Raw genomic sequence first — 18675 nt, 5'->3', positions numbered from 1 at the left:
AATGACACTTCGACAGTGATTGCTCACCTTAATCATCTGGTTGCGGCCACATCTAAATAATAGTGTTATTTATTAGTTGTTTAGATGATTTTTCGAACAAGTGAAAATCAGCGCGTGGCTGGCATCTTCTTTGCATCGCTATTGTCAGGGATACGCCACAGGAGCAGCACGGTCATGCATGAAATAACCTTGTGCCAACATGCTATTGCCATGATGGAACAGCAGGCTCGCTTACATGGCGCGCAGCGAATTACGGGGGTGTGGTTAGAAACCGGCGCATTTTCCTGCGTCGAACCGCAGGCGTTAGAGTTCTGTTTTGAGTTGGTATGCCGAGGCACGCTGGCGGAAGGTTGTGTGCTGCATCTTAGCCAGCAGCCGTCACAGGTGTGGTGCTTTGATTGCCAGCAGCAGGTTAATTTGCTGAGTAGCAAAGTGATACGTTGCCCATTGTGTGCCGGGAGCCATTTACGCATCGGCGCATCTGATGATGGCGTCATACTTAAGCGACTGGAGGTGGAATGAGTTTACTTTTTTTAACTGAAATTGGGCGATTGAATAACGCAGAGGCTAGGCTATGTGTATAGGCATCCCCGGTCAAATTGTCGCACTGGATGAAACTCAGCCCGGTACTGCCTGGGTGGATGTGTGCGGTGTGCGGCGTTCGGTGAATATTATGCTGGTGGCTGCCGACTCGCAGGCCAGTCTGGCATTAATCGGCCATTGGGTGTTGGTGCATGTCGGGTTTGCCATGAGCAGGCTGGATGAAGAGGAAGCACTGGAAACCTTGCAGTTGTTACAGCAGATGGGGGAGGTTGAGAGTGATGTAGGGGCATTCTTGGGGCAAAGGGGTTAACCGGACGGGTGTATTATTAAAAACAGGATCGGATTAGATTTCGGTTGTTAGTGCCTCATAGCTCATTTGACCTTTGATAAACCCAATCCAATAGCAAAAGCTAATTCAAAATCATGGTGCTGGTGCAGGATTTTTCTGCTTTTCTTCTGCCAGCCGGTGTTCCAGTTCAACCAATTGTTCCGGTGAGACGGCCGGATAACCTTGTGCGTCATCGGGGATCACATGTATCGCAGGGATAGGGATTAATGGCCCAAGAAAACGTGGTTCGCGTTTCAGAATATAGAGATCCGACAATGCGCCGAGACGGGCAAAAATCTCACGCACTCGCACATTGAGCATATCTTTGGGGGACGGGACGGCAAAACACTGCGCCTGAATCCCCATATGGAGGGCGATAAACAGTGCCCGTTCGCAGTGGAAGCGCTGGGTAATGATAATAAAATCGTTGGTGTCGAATACCTTACGGGTGCGCACGATGGAGTCCAATGTACGGAAGCCCGCGTAATCCAGCACGATATCAGCGGGGGCGACACCGGCGGCGATCAGGTCGCGGCGCATGGTCATCGGCTCATTATAACTTTGCAGCGCATTATCGCCGCTAAGCAGTAAATAACTGACTTTGCCACTGTTATAGGCGTTTATCGCCCCTTGGATCCGATATTGATAAAACTGATTAATACCACCAGTGCGATAATATTTAGCTGTACCCAAGACCACACCGACCTGCCGGTGGGGCAAGTCTTGTAGCTCATCATAGATAAAGGGGGCTGTTTTCCAGCTAATCCAGCGATCGAGCGCAATAGCAGTCACCATCAGCAACCCTACGATGGTAATCAAGCTAATAATCAGGCGTTTCCACATTCTCAGGCCTTTGATGCATTCAATCTACTGGTCATATTTGCAAGGCTACTTTACCTGCGCATGCGGCGCAAGCCTTATACCCTTCGTCCTTGAAGCTACAGCGTTGTTGGCTGCGCGTGCTAACCCAAATCACTGACATGAGTCAGCTCATCGGGATTATTTCACTGGCCGTCTAGCTGTAACTCCAATGCCTTTGGGTATTATCTTCGTCCTTGAAGCTACAGGGGGATTCGTTATTCGGCCCATACCGAAGTACAGGCCGAATAATAACTAGAACGATGTGCGCTTATAAGTGCGGTACTGCGGCTGCCAATAGTTATGCTCAATGGCTTTTGCCAGCGCTTCTTCTGAGGTAACAATGGCGACACCTTGCAACTGCGCCGCTTTGCCCACCTGCATTGCAATGCTCTTTGACACAGCCTGAATATCGTCGATACGCGGCAGCAATGCCCCTTCACCGTTCGATGCTAGTGGTGAACAGTCAGCCAATGCACGACTGGCTGCCATCAACATACCGTCGGTCACCCGCCGGGCGCCCGATGCCAACACACCCAAACCAATCCCTGGGAAGATATAAGAGTTATTGCATTGTGCAATCGGATACAGCTTCTCCTTATAACTAACCGGTGAGAATGGGCTGCCCGTGGCAACCAGTGCGGCGCCATCGGTCCAGTTAATAATGTCTTCTGGCCGTGCTTCAACCCGTGATGTCGGGTTAGACAATGGCATTACAATCGGCCGTGGACAGTGCTGGTGCATCTCGCGGATCAGCTCTTCAGTAAACAACCCCGGCTGGCCTGAGACACCAATCAGCACGGTCGGTTTAGCATTGCGCACCACATCCAGCAGTGAAATTGAGTCACTGGCCAGATTCCAGCTTTGTAGCGAATCACTCTTTTGCACCAGTTTACTTTGGAAATCCAATAAGTTAGGTAGTTTGTCAGTCAACAGACCAAAACGGTCAACCATAAAGACTCGCGCCCGTGCCTGATCTTCACTCAAACCTTCTGAAATCATCTGTGCAATGATCTGTTCAGCAATACCGCAACCTGCTGATCCGGCGCCGAGGAAGGTGACGGTTTGGTCGCGTAACTGGCTGCCTGCGGCATGGCTGGCAGCAATCAGGCTACCCAGCGTGACCGCCGCGGTGCCCTGAATATCATCATTGAAACAACATAGCTCGTCACGGTAGCGGTTCAGCAGCGGGGTGGCATTGTTCTGCGCAAAATCTTCAAACTGCAACAACACATTTGGCCAGCGGCGTTTGACCGCCTGAATGAATTCGTCAACAAAAGCATAATATTCATCACCGGAAATACGCGGATGACGCCATCCCATATACAGCGGGTCATTCAGGCGTTGCGGGTTGTTGGTCCCGACATCTAACACTACCGGCAATGTATAGGCTGGACTGATACCACCGCACGCGGTATACAGCGACAATTTACCAATGGGGATCCCCATGCCGCCAATACCCTGATCGCCAAGGCCGAGAATACGCTCACCGTCGGTTACCACGATAACTTTCACGTTCTGTTTAGTGGCGTTTTGTAACATATCGTCAATGTGTTCACGGTTTGGGTAAGAGATAAATAACCCACGCGCACGACGATAGATATCAGAGAAGTGTTCACAAGCCTCGCCAACGGTAGGCGTGTAGATAATTGGCATCATCTCGCTGAGATGGGCGTCCAGCAGGCGGTAAAACAGAGTCTCATTGGTGTCTTGAATGTTGCGCAGATAGATATGCTTGTCGTCGTCATTTTTAAAATCTTGATACTGGCGGTAAGCGCGCTCAGCTTGTTCTTCAATAGTTTCAACCGCTTCAGGCAACAATCCGTGTAAGTTAAAGTGGTTGCGCTCATCATTAGTAAAGGCGCTGCCTTTGTTAAGGAGAGGGAATTCTAACAGGATCGGACCAGCGTAGGGGATATAGAGGGTGCGCTTACTTTCGTATTCAAGTTCCATGAGTTTTACTCTTATATGACTATGGGTATTGATAGCAATTGTTGCCCTGATCCTAAAAGATAAGAAGAATATGTACAGCTTTTGTTAGTTAAATATGTCTGTAATCGGTAAAAGTGCGAGTTAACTTGCAGATTTAGCTGAGCAGTTTATTGGAACCAGGCGTCATTCGTTGCGAGGTCTCGGTGCTATGATCGGCATCGCTCAGGCCAGCTTATGGCTTGGAATACCAGATGACTTATCAGGCCGTACACGCGGGAATGAGTTTCACTGCTATTTAGGGGAATCGGTAGGATTAGCGTGATAACTGGGGGTTAGCCATGTAACCCCCAATTAGTGGGGGGTTATTTAGGCAAAAATGTCACGTGTTTTACATCATCGCAACCTAAGGCTGCCAGTGTTGCCAGTGTGGCATCCCACTGAGTCAGTGTCGGATTACTGCCCTCAATCAGCACCGCACGGCGAATGGCCGCGCAATCCCCACCGGTAATGTTGGTCAGGATCAATGCAGCTTGCAGCGGTGGTAGGCTGGGGTTGAAGGCGGCATTTTCTGCATAACGGCCCACATAGATAGCACCATCAGCCGCTTCCAATGCAACACCGCTATGAGCATTGCTATAAGGAGCATGACTGTGGTTCGCACCTTCGAGGGCTGCCTGAGTCAGTGCATCGGTTTCAGCCACGGTGTAGCCATGAAACACCGGATCCATCAGCAGCGTGGTGATATCCAAATCTTTCGGGCCGAAAGAGTCAGGCAAATAGTGACCCAGGGTTGCGGCAGGGCGGCCCGGCAAATGGATATGCAGGTCGGTTCCGCTATTCAGCTCATTCATAAACTGGCGGCAATGACCACAGGGAGTGTAATTAACAGTAATTGCGACCAGGCTGGCTTCGCCGCGTAACCAGGCATGAGTAACCGCACACTGCTCGGCATGAATGGTTTGTTGTAGCGGTACACCGCTAAACTCCATATTGGCGCCAAAATAGAGGTTGCCGCTGCTCCCCTGAGCGATAGCACCAACCATAAAATGAGAGATTGGCGCCAGCGCACACGCGGCAGCCAGCGGCAACAACGCGAATGCCAGCGCATTGTCATCCAACCCACTGATGCTTTTTACCGTTTCCACTTGCTTCGCTGTCAACATGGCAGGGAAATCGTTTGCGCTCAGAATAGGTTCAAGTGCTGATTGCAGTGAAGCGGGTAGCTTAGCCCAAGGGGCATGAAAACGTGCTTGCATAGGGAGTCTCTCCAAGAGTAACGGGAAACTATTTTAGGCAGCTTAGGGGCTTCTTGATGTGATTAAGATCTCATTACCAATGAAATCGATGCAAGTAAAATCTCAAATGAGAGATGTATCTCAAATTTAAACCTGAAAACAGGCGCTATTTCCCCTTGTTACTGTAGACCCTGATGTGCGTTTGCGCGTCAGGGTCTCACGCCATTAGCCGAACAAATGGAGTAACACCGGGAATAGGAAAGGAGCCAACAGTGAAGTGATAATCCCGCAGATTACCAGTGCCAGTGAGCTAAATGCACCTTCCTGAAAGTCCATTTCAGCACAACGGGCGGTGCCCAGTGCATGGGAGGCGGTACCCATGGCTAAACCTCGCGAGGCCTTAGTGGTTATCTTTAATAAATTTAGCAAGCTATGGCCAAATACCGCACCCAAAATACCGACAAAAATGACGCATACTGCGCTGATGGCGGGTAAGCCATGGATAGACTCAGCGACGGCCATGGCAATAGGTGTGGTGACAGATTTAGGCAATACCGAAGCCGCAATCTCCGGGGTTGCTCCCATCCACAGGGCAACCGCCGTACCACTAACCATGGCGGTAATACTGCCAATAAAACAGATACTGATAATGGATTTCCAGCGGGCGCGAATTTGATGCAATTGTTCATATAGCGGGAAAGCTAGCGCCACCACGGCGGGTTGCAGTAAATCATTCAATACTTTGCTGCCAGCAAAATAGTTGGCATAGGGCATATGCGTGACCAGCAGCAATGGAATGATAACAACCATCGATATCAATAATGGGTTAAGCAGTGGCATTTTCAGCCAGCGGGCTAAGCGACGCGCACCAAAGAATACGATTAAGGTGAGTGGCAGTGACCACCATAAATTGCTGATCATTTGTCGTCCTCGGTATGGGTAGGAGAACCAATGACTTTGCGTTCGCGGTGAACATAATGAGAACTGTAAGCCACCACCAACATGACAATTAGGGTGCTGACAAAGCAGGAAACTACGATGGGACCAAACTGTTTAGTCAGTTGGTCGTAGTACTGCATCACACCGACACCAATCGGCACAAACAACAGCGCCATATAACGGATCAGTAGGTGGCAACCGGGTTTCACCCAGATTGAAGGCAATATCTGGGATGCCAGCAGAGCAAATAAAATCAGCATCCCAATGATACTGCCAGGGATGGTGATAGGCAGCAGCAAAGCCAGTGCTTTACCCGCCCATAAGCACAGATAAATAATGGCGAAAGCCCGCAGGTACTGCCAGCAAAGTGAAGTCACATTGCGCATAGAAAAGGTCCTGAGTTACGGAGTGCATTCATCATACAATTAAGTTTGATTATGTGCTAGCTGTCACACTATGAATAATAGACTCATCATGTATCAAACTGTGAGCGTGTTGATTTGCTACTACACATAACTTATTCGCAGCCCGCCTTGCTGCATCTGGGCGCCTATTGGGTATGTTCTGATACCTGATGGGGTTGAGCCGACTGCGTCTTAGCCAATCGATAGCCACGATAGAAAAATGCCAGCCCCAAAATAGCCGCGATAATCAGCATATAGAACATCATCTGCGGTGCGGCCCATGCTAGCAAGAAGCCACAAAGTACCGGATTAATCGCTCCGCCTAACTGACCGAGATTTTGTACCCCATAGTAACTGCCTTTGAGATTCGCTGGAGCAATAAAATCGATAAACAAGTATTCGACTGGGATAACAATAATTTCGCCCAATGAGAAAATCGCCATTGCCAGCATCCATAGTGGAATTGAATCTTGAGCCGCCATAAATCCGAGTAGGCCAATGATAAAGAACAGGGTGCCAAACATCAGCCAGCGCATTAAGTTCTGCTGATTCATACGGCGACTTAATAAGTATTGCAGGGTAATCACAATAGTTGCATTAACGGTCATTACTGCACCGATCACCTGATAGGCAAATTTAGCATCTGACACCGTAATCAGATATTGAGATAAATAACCCGAGAATTGGCCAAAGACAATGGCACTGAGCATACTGCCCAGGGTGAAGTAAATCAGCCGTTTATCACAACGTAAGATAGTAAATGTTTGGCGGAAATCCGGTACTGATTCGCCGGCTGAATGTTCTGTTGCTAACATATCGGTACTGCTTATTCTGAATTTCAACGCCACCGCGACCAGCAACGCCAATACACCCGAAATGATAAAAGGCAATTGTGAGCCAAAACCAACCACCAAAACCCCCATCGCCGGCCCCACCGCCCAGCCGACATTGACCAGTGTGTAGTTAGCTGAAAAGGCTTTAATACGTTCATTTACTGGCAGCCAATCAGCAAAACAGGCTTTGAGCGCGATACTGTAAACCGAGTAGGCCGAATGCAGCAGCGCCAAAATCAGAATGATCCAGGCCGGATGCTCAATCCATGGCAAAGTAAAAAATGTGGCAGAAAACAGACTTATTGCGAGCAAAATCAATAGCTTTTTATTGAATTTGTCCACCAGATAGCCACCATATAGGCTAGTGAAAATACCTAACGTCAAACTTGCCCCTAACACCAGCCCGACTTTATCGGGAGCCAACTGAAAATGCTCAGCCAAATAGATAGTTATAAAGGGCAGGGTGATAGCTCGCCCAATAGTCAGGACCAGCGAAGCAATCAATAAATTGGTGACACGTGATGGAAATCCTTTCATGGCATTTTCTTTTTTAATTATTTGGATAATAAGATATATCTATGCGGATTATTTCTAATAAAAAGAATGACTCGCACAGCGCTACGACAGTGGCTCAACCAACTACATTAGACTATTGCGGCGATAAAGAGAGGGGGGAGGGAGGAAAAATTTTTGTAAGCAGCAGATCGGCCTGAATCGATCTGCCAGTAATTGATATCGCCAAGGTCATGGGCGTTACCGCTAACATAGCAGTAACGTCAAGGACGAAGAGGATAATTAACCTAAATATTCGATGATTGACAGCCCAGCGTTATAATCGGTGCTGTAGATAATCCCTTGTGCATCAACAAACACATCACATGACTGAATAACTTGTGGCCGACCAGGGCGTTTATCCACCATTTTTTCCGGGGCTGCAGGCACTAATGCACCGGTTTCCTTCGGTTGGTATGGGTTACTGATGTCGTAAGCGCGCACTCCGGCATTTTGATAGGTGGCAAAAATCAGTGACGAACTGATAAAGCTGCCTGGGCGGTTCTCATGCAGGTTATGCGGGCCAAAATGTGCCCCTTTTTTGACGTAATCCCGCTCATCAGGTACCGGAAAAGTTGAGATACTCACCGGATTGCTTGGCTCACGAATATCGAACAGCCAAATATGCTTTTCACCATCTTCCTGATTATCCAGCACCGCCTCATCCAGCACCACTAATAGGTCGCGGTCTGGCAATGGAAGTGCAGTATGGGTGCCGCCACCAAAGGGGGGGCTCCAGTTGCGATGGCTGATCAGTTTCGGCTCATGCCGGTCAGAGACATCCAGCAGGGTCAGTCCACCATCGCGCCAACTGCCATAGGCTGTATCACCGCTGATAATGGCATGATGCAATGCGTAACGTTTGCCTTCTGGCCAGCTTGGTTGCTCACCCGCCGCAGTGTGCATGCCGGGTAAAGCATAACGCCCCGCCACCTGTGGTTTTTGCGGGTCAGCCAGATCAATGGTCAGGAAAATATAATCACTGTAGCCATCCAGCAATGCAGAAACATAAGCCCAGCGGCCGCCAACATACCAGATGCGATGAATACCAATACCATCAAGCGGCAGGAAGCTAATTTCACGCGGTCTATCCGGTATCGAAATATCAAAAATACGTAAACCGGCACACCAACTGCGACCTTCCTGCCGGGTACTGACGGTTTGTGCCACGGAGCGGGTGTAATAGACTTTCTCTTGCGCAAAACTGGCGTCGGCAAACAGGTCGCGTGCGTTAATCACCAGCAGCAGGTCATCATGGACTTGTAAGTGTACGTTCCAAGTATTGGGGGGAGCGGCGATAAAACCTGCCGGGCGCGGATTTTTCGCATCCCGCACATCAATAATTGATACCCCTTGCGATACCATATGGCCGACATAGGCATAGCCACGGTGCACCATTACCTGTACACCGTCGGGTTTTCCGCCCTGATTGCTATGGCCAATCAGCCGCATATTGCGGCTGTATTCGGGTTGTGGCAAGGAAGCTTGCGTTGCCATCTATTTCACTCCCAGTCGGTTAGATTTACTGGCCGTTTTTGGCGGCAAGGGTGGCGAACCAGGGTGAGTTGAAATCATCGGATTGGCCCCAGCCCGGAATGATTTTACTCAAGCCTGCCACGTTAACCGCGCCGGGTTGACTGGCCAGCAAGGCTTGTGGAATGGATGCAGCACGGAACTCATAACTGGCAGGCGTCTCTTCCCCAGCAATCTTCTTGGCGACCAAACGTAAGTTAACGGCTCCAATCAGTTTAGGATCGACGGCAACACTGACTTTCCATGGGCTATTGGCTTCACGCATCAGTTGTAAATCCTGATTCGATATATCAATGCTGTAGAGTTTGATCTCGGTACGGCCATTTTCCTGTAAGGCTTTATAAGCGCCTTGAGTAAAGGCATCCCAAGTTCCCCAGATTGCGTCGATTTTGCCTTTCGGATATTTTGCCAATACGGCACCGACTTTATTGGCGGTATCACCCTGCACATCAGAAGACACGGCTCCGATAGACTCCAGTTCATGAATACCCGGATTCTGTTTTAGCAGTGCCTGATAAGCGGCCTGGCGACGTTCCATCGGTGGGAAACCGGCAACCCAAAGCTTGATGATATTGGCTTTACCGTTGAAGTCTTTGACCAATTGGCCAAAGGATTCATTGGTCAGGGATGCATCATCCTGCTGAGTGACGGTCAGGCCGGGAATCTCGCCCTGAATAGCGGTATCGAACACCGATACCGCAATGCCGCTGGCTGCAATCCGTTTAACCAGTTCGGTTGAGTACGGGTCACGCCCCTGAGAGAGAATGATGCCGTCATATTTTTGGCTGATGGCCTGATTCACAAAGTCTTGAAAACGGGCGTCGTCACCGTTGCTCAAGAAGGTATCGACTTTGAAACCGAGCTTTTTACCTTCTTTTAATACACCGGACAAAAATTGAGTGGTGTTGTCATCAGATCCCAGGTTACGGATCACGGCAATTTTAATCTGCCCTGGATGTTTGGCGATAGCATCTGGGATCGGGGCTACCGTGGCGGTGTCCGCTGCGAATACCGGCAGTGCTGTCAGTAGGCTCAGGGCCAGTAAAGGGGAAGCAATTTTTTTCATCCAAAACTCCGTCATGGTGTCGATAAGTTATGCAAAGTGAGTGGTGTTGTCGTTGTTATGGCTATCTTTGTGTCTAGACGTCTATTCGCCGCTGTACAGCATCATAACCATAACTATTTTGATTAGGAATTAACTTTGTTATGAATTTTTGGATTGGGTTATATCTTTTAGTTTGGATGGCTTAAATAAGCAGCAAAATAGGGCTAATGGATTATTATGCTGCGAGGAAATAGGCTTAATAACCTTTCTATTACAATGGTTTATTCTTGCGTTGAGTATTCCCTTATTTTTATTAGGATTAATTTTTTATTTCGTTGTTTGCTCAGTACTGATACCCTAATGAAAATGTGTAGTAATCAATAATAGAGGTTCAATTCCATAATATAGATAGGTTTTGCAATTTTAAAGTTAATGATATTTAAAGGATTAAAGTCACTATGGAAAAAGTTAGCAGTCTATATAAATTCAGGCAGGAGAGTGCTGATAGAACACAATTGAGTTTGTGCTGTTTTACCTATAAGAATATCTATTTTTATCTGTCACGCAGTGAGTTTTTATTTCTATTTATTCGCTATTTATTAGCATTGACGGTACTCATTTTTTTAATAATAATACTATTTCCTGATTTAGCAGATGAAGTCTTGTCTTTATCGATTCAGGTTTTCCCCGCAGTCTACTCATTAGTCTTATTGCTGCCTTGCTTCAATCGGTTAACCTACCAAAATCTGACGCCTTATTGGTTGATTTTTCATCTTTTCCCCATTATTGAAATGGTTATACACAATACAGTTACCTCATTCTTATCAGATTTATTTTTACTGTATCTGATATTTATAAATATTTATGATGTGAAGCTGCCAGATTGTGAGCGAAAAAAACAATTTGCTGCTGTTATAACGGAAGAGTATCCGTTTGGTCTCGCTATTGCTTGCTTTAGTGCATTATATATAAGTTTCTTTCTATTATTTGAACTGGATGATGCCATTATTTCCCTGATGTTACTGTCGTGGATTTTCTTTTTACTGGCAAGGTGGCATTGGCCGGTTGTGATGTTAAATTTATTAGGCGCCATCGGCGTATTTTGGTTTTTCGCATCAGGTTTTGTCGAGATGAAACATCATAAGAATATTATTATTAATGCGCTAATTAAGGTTTCTTTGCTGGACAGTATTCTGTTTCTTATTTTCTCATTAAGCTTATTTATTAATATGCTGTTTTGGTTGGAGGCATGGCAACGGGAGCGGTTGTCCACCATTACCAACATTGTGCGATAAAAAATGCCGGTTAGGTTTCCCCTGACCGGCATTTTTGCTATTTCCTGACAATTTAGTTATTCCCTGACAACCACTTTCGTCAGAGAACACTGTCATACATCAAATCATTTCACTTGCATGCCGGGTTGGGCACCACTGTCTGGGCTAAGCAGGAAGATATCTTTACCGCCAGGGCCTGCCGCCATCACCATACCTTCTGAAAGACCGAAGCGCATTTTGCGTGGTGCCAGGTTAGCCACCATCATGGTCAATCGGCCCTCCAATACTTTCGGGTCAGGATATGCAGAACGGATGCCAGAGAAGACCTGGCGAGTTTGGCCGCCGATATCCAAAGTCAGTTTCAATAACTTATCAGAGCCTTCAACAAATTCTGCCTGCTGAATCAGCGCAATACGCATATCCACTTTAGCAAAATCATCAAAACTGATGGTTTCCTGAATCGGAGAGTCAGCTAATGGCCCGGTGGCTACCACTGTTGGTGCCATATCCGCTTTAGACGAAGTAACCATTTCGTTAACTTTATCTAACTCGATACGATTGAACAGGGCTTTAAAGGTATTGATCTGATGGCCTAACAGCGGTTGTTGAATGCTATCCCACGTTAGTTCGGTATTGAGGAAAGCCTCAGTACGTTCAGTCAGCGATGGCAATACCGGTTTCAGGTAAGTCATCAGTACGCGGAACAGATTGATACCCAAGGAGCAAACCGCTTGTAGGTCGGCATCGCGACCTTCCTCTTTCGCTATCACCCACGGGGCTTGTTCATCAACATAACGATTGGCAATATCAGCCAGTGCCATAATTTCACGGATAGCTTTGCCTGATTCGCGGCTGTTATAGGCATCTGCAATGCTGATAGCCGCATCAGTGAAGGTTTTATACAGCACCGGATCTGCCAACTGGTCGGCTAATTTACCGCCAAAGCGTTTATTGATAAAACCTGCATTACGCGAAGCCAGATTCACAACTTTATTGACGATATCGGTATTAACACGCTGGACAAAATCTTCCAGATTTAAATCAATATCATCAATGCGCGAAGAGAGTTTCGCGGCGTAGTAATAACGCAAGCAATCGGCATCAAAGTGTTGCAGGTAGGTGCTGGCTTTAATGAATGTGCCGCGTGATTTCGACATTTTCGCGCCGTTTACCGTGACATAACCATGAACAAAGATATTGGTCGGTTTGCGGAAATTGCTGCCTTCCAACATGGCAGGCCAAAACAGGCTATGGAAGTAAACAATGTCTTTACCAATAAAGTGATAAAGATCGGTTTCAGAACCTTCACGCCAGAACTCATCAAAGTCCAGATCGCCGCGCTTGTCGCACAGATTCTTAAACGACCCCATATAGCCGATTGGGGCATCCAGCCAGACATAGAAATATTTACCTGGCGCATCCGGTACTTCAAAACCGAAGTAGGGCGCATCACGGGTGATATCCCACTGTTGTAGGCCAGACTCAAACCATTCCTGCATTTTGTTCGCAACTTGCTCTTGCAGCGCGCCAGAACGCGTCCAGGCTTGCAACATATCGCTGAAGGCCGGCAGGTCGAAGAAGAAATGTTCAGATTCGCGCATCACCGGAGTCGCACCAGAAACTGCCGACTTTGGATCGATAAGTTCAGTCGGGCTGTAGGTTGCGCCACACACTTCACAGTTATCGCCATATTGATCTGGCGCTTTACACTTCGGACAGGTGCCTTTGACAAAACGATCGGGCAGGAACATGCCTTTCTCAGGGTCATAGAGCTGAGAAATGGTGCGATTCTTGATATAACCGTTTGCTTTCAGACGGCTGTATATCAGGCTCGACAGTTCACGGTTTTCATCACTGTGAGTGGAGTGATAGTTATCATAACTGATAGCGAAACCGGCGAAATCCTGTTGGTGTTCCTGGCTCATTTCGGCAATCATCTGCTCTGGTTCGATACCCAGTTGCTGAGCTTTCAGCATGATCGGGGTGCCGTGGGCATCATCTGCACAGATAAAATGAACCTGGTTGCCGCGCATTCGCTGGAAACGGACCCAGATATCTGCCTGGATGTGCTCGAGCATGTGGCCGAGATGTATAGAACCGTTAGCGTATGGTAGCGCGGACGTCACCAATATTTTTTTCGCGACTTGAGCCATAGTGGGAAATTGCTTTCTTTATGTCGATTAAAGGGTCTTTGATGTTAACCGATATGCTGGCTTGCCGCTAGGGTAAGGCAACCTGCACTTTGCCTTAAGTCATAATCGGTTTACTTTGGTGACACAGGGGCAACTGAGTTCTGGTACACTATCATTGGTTAATAACGATAAATTCAAGGAGCCGGGATGAGCCCAAAATCCCCCGAGCAGACCACCCCTGACCTGCTGCAATCACAAATTTCAAAGGTTCTTACGGCCTTTACTCACCCAACCTTGCAAAAGGATCTCCATACCCTGCGTGCTATTCACCATTGCGCCTTATTGGACAATGTGTTGCATATCGAGCTGGTGATGCCGTTTGCCTGGCAATATGGTTTTGATGCATTGAAAGAGTCGGTCAGCGGGGAATTGCTGGCAGTGACTGGTGCTAAAGCTATTGATTGGAAGCTGTCACATAATATCACCACGCTCAAACGTGCCAATGATCAGCCGGGTATCAAAGGCGTGCGTAATATTGTGGCTGTCAGCTCGGGTAAAGGTGGTGTGGGGAAATCCAGTACCGCCGTTAATCTGGCACTGGCATTGGCGGAAGAGGGGGCCAAAGTCGGCATTCTGGATGCCGATATTTATGGCCCTTCCATTCCCAATATGCTTGGAACCATGAATCAGCGACCAACGTCCCCTGACGGCAAGCATATGGCACCGATCATGGCTCACGGTCTGGCGACTAACTCGATTGGTTATCTGGTCACTGATGAGAACGCTATGGTGTGGCGCGGCCCAATGGCCAGTAAGGCATTGATGCAGATGCTGCAAGACACCTTATGGCCGGATTTGGATTATTTGGTGATTGATATGCCACCGGGTACCGGTGATATCCAGTTGACGCTGTCGCAAAATATTCCGGTGACGGGAGCATTGGTGGTGACAACGCCACAAGACATTGCCTTAATCGATGCCATGAAAGGCATTGTGATGTTTGAGAAAGTGCATGTGCCAGTGTTGGGTATTATTGAAAATATGAGCATGCATATTTGCAGCAATTGCGGCCATTTGGAGCCTATTTTCGGCACCGGCGGGGCGGAGAAACTGGCGCAGAAGTACCATTGCAAACTGTTGGGCCAAATTCCATTGCATATTTCTTTGCGCGAAGATCTTGATCGCGGCGAACCAACGGTTATTAGCCACCCTGACAGTGAATTTGCTGATATCTATCGCCAACTGGCATCAAATGTGGCGGCAGAGATGTACTGGCAAGGGGAAGCTATCCCAACGGAAATCTCATTCCGCGCGGTGTAACAGCCGCTAACCCCCCTGCGGAGTCGAAGACGCAAAATTATGCCCAAAGTCATTGGCGTTGCAGGTAGGCAGCAAACGAATAAATCCCGATGAGCTGACATAAGTCAGTGATTCGGGTGCGTGAGAGCCGCTAACACCCTTGCGGCGTCAAAGACGCAAAATTATGCCCAAAGTCATTGGCGTTGCAGGTAGGCAGCAAACGAATAAATCCCGATGAGCTGACATAAGTCAGTGATTCGGGTGCGTGAGAGCCGCTAACACCCCTGCGGCGTCAAAGACGCAGGGTATAGTGCTGGCATCAAACCCGCTAACTCCTTATAATTGCCGCGCTCGAAGCACCTAGCGTGCTTTGTCTCCCCTCACACTTCGTAATCAGGTCTTTAATTTTATGACTGACAAAGCACACCAGTGCGTCATTATCGGGATAGCGGGTGCCTCAGCCTCCGGAAAAAGTCTTATCGCCAGCACGCTGTATCGCGAATTACGCGAGCAGGTAGGTGACCAACATATCGGCGTTATCCCTGAGGATGGCTATTACAAAGACCAGAGTCATCTGTCAATGGAAGAGCGGGTCAAAACCAACTATGACCATCCCAGTGCCATGGATCACAACTTATTGCTGGAGCATTTGCAATCGTTGAAAGCAGGCCGGTCGATTGAACTGCCGCTTTACAGTTACACTGAGCACACCCGCAAAAAAGAGACCGTCCATTTAGAACCCAAAAAAGTGATTATTTTGGAAGGGATCTTGTTGTTGACCGATATCCGTCTGCGTCAGGAGATGAATTTCTCGATCTTTGTTGATACCCCGCTGGATATCTGCCTGATGCGCCGTATGAAGCGTGATGTTAATGAGCGTGGTCGTTCGATGGACTCTGTGATGGCGCAATATCAGAAGACTGTGCGTCCAATGTTTCTGCAATTTATAGAACCGTCCAAACAATATGCTGACATTATCGTTCCTCGCGGTGGTAAGAACCGAATTGCGATCGATATTCTAAAAGCGAAAATCAGTCAGTTCTTTGAGTAATGTTCGTCTGGACCTTTGCTTCTTAATATGGCAGCTTGCGTAGTAGATAAGCTGTAACATGCGAATTTTGATGGAGATTTTAGCAATGAGACTGTGCGATCGTGACATAGAAGCCTGGCTGGACAGCGGTAAATTAGGTATTGATCCTCGCCCACCGGTAGAACGTATCAATGGTGCCACAGTCGATGTTCGCTTAGGCAACCAATTCCGTGTATTCAATGGTCACACGGCGGCATTTATTGACTTAAGCGGCCCGAAGGATGAAGTCAGCGAAGCGCTGGAACGCGTCATGAGCGATGAAATCAATCTGCCGGAAGGGGAGGCATTCTTCCTGCATCCAGGGGAGTTGGCGCTGGCAGTGACACTGGAGTCGGTGACAATCCCTGATGACTTGGTCGGCTGGCTTGATGGTCGTTCCTCATTAGCTCGCCTTGGATTAATGGTGCATGTTACCGCACACCGTATAGATCCGGGTTGGCAAGGCAGGATTGTGCTGGAGTTCTATAATTCAGGTAAGCTGCCATTAGCGCTACGCCCAGGGATGTTAATTGGCGCGCTGAGTTTTGAACCACTCTCCGGCCCGGCAGCGCGCCCTTATAATAGCCGTCAGGACGCAAAATATCGCGGTCAACAAGGCGCTGTAGCCAGTCGTATCGATAAAGATTAGCCATTTCTTGCGGAAAGTTTAGCCTGTTTGGACTTTTTAGCCTGATTAGACAAGAGGATGTCATGAGACGATTACTGACGACGTTAATTATCCTGCTGGTTGTGTTAGTTGCAGGGATGAGCGCATTAGTATTGCTGGTTAATCCTAATGACTTTCGCGCCTACATGGTCAAACAGGTAGAGAGAAAAAGTGGTTATCAGTTGCAACTGGAAGGGGATTTGCGCTGGCATGTCTGGCCCCAGCTTAGCATTATTGCTGGCCGGACCGCGCTGACTGCCCCCGGTGCGGCGGCACCGGTTGTCAGTGCTGAAAATATGCGCCTGGATGTCAAACTTTGGCCTCTATTATCACATCAACTTGAAGTAAAACAGGTGATGTTGAAAGGGGCGGTTATCCGCTTGACGCCCGACAGTGAAGCCCAACAACAGCCTGACGCTCCTGTTGCACCATCCGGTAATGTGCCTGTTAATGAGCACCGTGCCTGGAAGCTCGACATTAATAAAGTACAAATCGCTGATAGCCTGTTGATTTGGCAGCGGGCAGACAATGATCAAGTCAATGTACGTGATATCAATCTTGAACTTCAACAAGATGCCCAACGCCAAGTACATATCTCTCTCTCCAGCCGTGTTAACCGTAACCAACGTGATGTGACTTTCTCAATGGTCGCGGATGCAGACATGCGCCATTATCCACAGCAGTACAGCGCCAATATCAGCCAATTCAGTTATAAATTGGAAGGTGCGGATATTCCTGTTGGCGGCGTGAGCGGCGAAGGGACACTACAAGCCAGTTATCAACACGATATTCAACAATTATTGCTGAACCAACTGAGCTTCTCAGCTAATAACAACCAGTTGACGGGGACCGCCAAGGCCACCTTGGGGAAGGTACCTGATTATGTTATCAATTTGGCTGCCGACAATCTTAATCTGGACTCTATTTTTGGTTGGGAGTCTAAAAGTACGGTTGTCAGCAAAGAAACGGCCAAACAGCTTGCCGTGACAGCGCCGGTGATTGCGATTCAGGCTGAGGATGATGTCGGGCAGGACTTGCAAGCATTACGCGACTTTACCGCCCAAATATCGCTAACGGCGAATAACCTGGTCTATCGGGCGATTAAAATCAGTCAACTCAATCTTCAAGCCTCTAATCAGCGCGGGAATGTAGAGATTAGCCGCTTAACCGGTAGTGCGGTTGAGGGCGATTTTTCGTTGCCAGGCTCACTGGATGTGACGGGCAAGAGGGTTCTGGCTACCGTTAACCCAGTGATAAACCATATGGAATTGGGGCCGGTTCTATTGGCCGCCGGTTTGCCGCCGATGATGACGGGCAAATTTTCCATGAAAGCGCAGTTGTCTGGTGATGGTCTTAATGTTGAGGCATTCAACCACCGTTGGCAGGGGGATGCGCAGTTCGGCATGACTAATGCGCGGCTGGAAGGGCTGAATATTCAACAGCTTATTCAACAGGCGGTGACTCGCAGTTCCAGTGATGTGAAAGGTCAGGATCGTTATGAGCGTTATACTGAGGTTACACAGCTACAAGCGAGCCTGGCTTTGCACCGAGGATCAATGAAAGTCAGTAATCTTAGTGCCGATTCGGCGTTGATTTCCATTAAAGGTAACGGGTCACTTAATTTACCCGAACAGCAATGTGATATGAATCTGGCGGTACGGGTTATGCAAGGCTGGAGCGGGCAAGATAGCCTGGTAAAAATGTTGCAAGGTACTGATATCCCTCTGCGCATTTATGGTCCGTGGACTCAGCTTAGCTATCAATTGAATGTCGAACAGTTGTTGCGTAATGAATTACAGCAACGAGCTAAAAAAGCACTCAATGACTGGGCTGAGCGTAATCAACAAAACCGTGCTAGCAAAGATCTTAAAAAGCTTATCGATAAGCTTTAATTACCCATTATCTCCGATAGGCATGGCTGTTTATCGGAGATAATGACGGCATACTGTTATCTATTTGTTGTGTAATTGTTCGCCAATCTCGCCATTCAAAACATAAAATCCTCTCTCTTGCTCACAAACTACTATTTGTT

16 protein-coding genes are annotated in these 18675 nt (G+C 48.0%); 7 read left to right on the top strand and 9 right to left on the bottom strand.

Annotated features, from left to right (window positions below):
• The first annotated feature begins 174 nt into the window (after nucleotides 1-174).
• Nucleotides 175-522 (top strand): hydrogenase maturation nickel metallochaperone HypA, encoded by a 348-nt coding sequence (gene hypA, locus V1955_RS14520; protein WP_083159365.1) that lies wholly within the window; start codon nucleotides 175-177, stop codon nucleotides 520-522.
• Between the two features lie 52 nt (nucleotides 523-574).
• A complete protein-coding gene (locus V1955_RS14515) occupies nucleotides 575-853 on the top strand; it encodes a HypC/HybG/HupF family hydrogenase formation chaperone (protein WP_083159364.1) in 279 nt (92 codons plus the stop codon).
• Nucleotides 854-964: 111 nt separating this feature from the next.
• Here V1955_RS14515 and sanA read toward each other — a convergent pair whose 3' ends face one another.
• From sanA to V1955_RS14475, 8 genes are all read right to left on the bottom strand, one after another.
• Nucleotides 965-1714 (bottom strand): outer membrane permeability protein SanA, encoded by a 750-nt coding sequence (sanA, locus tag V1955_RS14510; RefSeq protein ID WP_083159363.1) that lies wholly within the window; start codon nucleotides 1712-1714, stop codon nucleotides 965-967.
• Nucleotides 1715-1984: 270 nt separating this feature from the next.
• Nucleotides 1985-3682 carry an NAD-dependent malic enzyme gene (locus tag V1955_RS14505; RefSeq protein ID WP_083159362.1) on the bottom strand — a complete coding sequence of 566 codons (1698 nt, stop codon included), beginning with the start codon at nucleotides 3680-3682 and terminating at the stop codon, nucleotides 1985-1987.
• Nucleotides 3683-4023: 341 nt separating this feature from the next.
• Complete coding sequence (gene cdd / locus V1955_RS14500; RefSeq protein WP_372558455.1) at nucleotides 4024-4917, bottom strand: cytidine deaminase; 894 nt, start codon at nucleotides 4915-4917, stop codon at nucleotides 4024-4026.
• A 204-nt stretch (nucleotides 4918-5121) separates the two neighbouring features.
• Nucleotides 5122-5817, bottom strand: coding sequence for a CidB/LrgB family autolysis modulator (locus V1955_RS14495; protein WP_032906846.1), 696 nt, complete (start codon nucleotides 5815-5817; stop codon nucleotides 5122-5124).
• Nucleotides 5814-6221, bottom strand: coding sequence for a CidA/LrgA family protein (locus V1955_RS14490; protein WP_083159360.1), 408 nt, complete (start codon nucleotides 6219-6221; stop codon nucleotides 5814-5816). Before V1955_RS14490 ends, V1955_RS14495 begins: the two co-directional genes overlap by 4 nt.
• 164 nt (nucleotides 6222-6385) lie before the next feature.
• Nucleotides 6386-7609: an MFS transporter gene (locus V1955_RS14485; RefSeq protein WP_442821082.1), complete on the bottom strand. Its 1224-nt coding sequence runs from the start codon at nucleotides 7607-7609 to the stop codon at nucleotides 6386-6388.
• Nucleotides 7610-7867: 258 nt separating this feature from the next.
• Nucleotides 7868-9121, bottom strand: coding sequence for an LVIVD repeat-containing protein (locus V1955_RS14480; RefSeq protein ID WP_442821081.1), 1254 nt, complete (start codon nucleotides 9119-9121; stop codon nucleotides 7868-7870).
• A 25-nt stretch (nucleotides 9122-9146) separates the two neighbouring features.
• Entirely contained in the window at nucleotides 9147-10223 is a 1077-nt protein-coding gene (locus V1955_RS14475; protein ID WP_193784687.1) for a sugar ABC transporter substrate-binding protein, read from the bottom strand.
• 437 nt (nucleotides 10224-10660) lie between these two features.
• On the opposite strand from V1955_RS14475, the gene V1955_RS14470 reads away from it, so the two are divergent.
• Nucleotides 10661-11497: a hypothetical protein gene (locus V1955_RS14470; protein ID WP_442821080.1), complete on the top strand. Its 837-nt coding sequence runs from the start codon at nucleotides 10661-10663 to the stop codon at nucleotides 11495-11497.
• Nucleotides 11498-11601: 104 nt separating this feature from the next.
• On the opposite strand, the gene metG is transcribed toward V1955_RS14470, so the two are convergent.
• Entirely contained in the window at nucleotides 11602-13629 is a 2028-nt protein-coding gene (gene metG, locus V1955_RS14465; protein WP_083159355.1) for a methionine--tRNA ligase, read from the bottom strand.
• Nucleotides 13630-13815: 186 nt separating this feature from the next.
• On the opposite strand from metG, the gene apbC reads away from it, so the two are divergent.
• The 4 genes from apbC to asmA all read left to right on the top strand — a co-directional run bounded on the left by apbC (nucleotide 13816) and on the right by asmA (nucleotide 18535).
• On the top strand, nucleotides 13816-14928 hold the full coding sequence (gene apbC / locus V1955_RS14460) for an iron-sulfur cluster carrier protein ApbC (RefSeq protein WP_083159354.1): 1113 nt from the start codon (nucleotides 13816-13818) through the stop codon (nucleotides 14926-14928).
• Between the two features lie 388 nt (nucleotides 14929-15316).
• Nucleotides 15317-15958, top strand: a complete 642-nt coding sequence (udk, locus tag V1955_RS14455) for a uridine kinase (RefSeq protein ID WP_083159353.1) — start codon at nucleotides 15317-15319, stop codon at nucleotides 15956-15958.
• Nucleotides 15959-16043: 85 nt separating this feature from the next.
• On the top strand, nucleotides 16044-16625 hold the full coding sequence (gene dcd, locus V1955_RS14450; RefSeq protein ID WP_032906849.1) for a dCTP deaminase: 582 nt from the start codon (nucleotides 16044-16046) through the stop codon (nucleotides 16623-16625).
• Nucleotides 16626-16687: 62 nt separating this feature from the next.
• Nucleotides 16688-18535, top strand: coding sequence for an outer membrane assembly protein AsmA (gene asmA / locus V1955_RS14445; RefSeq protein ID WP_083159352.1), 1848 nt, complete (start codon nucleotides 16688-16690; stop codon nucleotides 18533-18535).
• Nucleotides 18536-18675: the final 140 nt, after the last annotated feature.

Origin of the sequence: Yersinia sp. 2545 StPb PI (assembly GCF_052217125.1) — a bacterium.
Lineage (GTDB): Bacteria > Pseudomonadota > Gammaproteobacteria > Enterobacterales > Enterobacteriaceae > Yersinia > Yersinia enterocolitica_E.
This window is presented reverse-complemented; position numbering and strand designations above follow the sequence as displayed.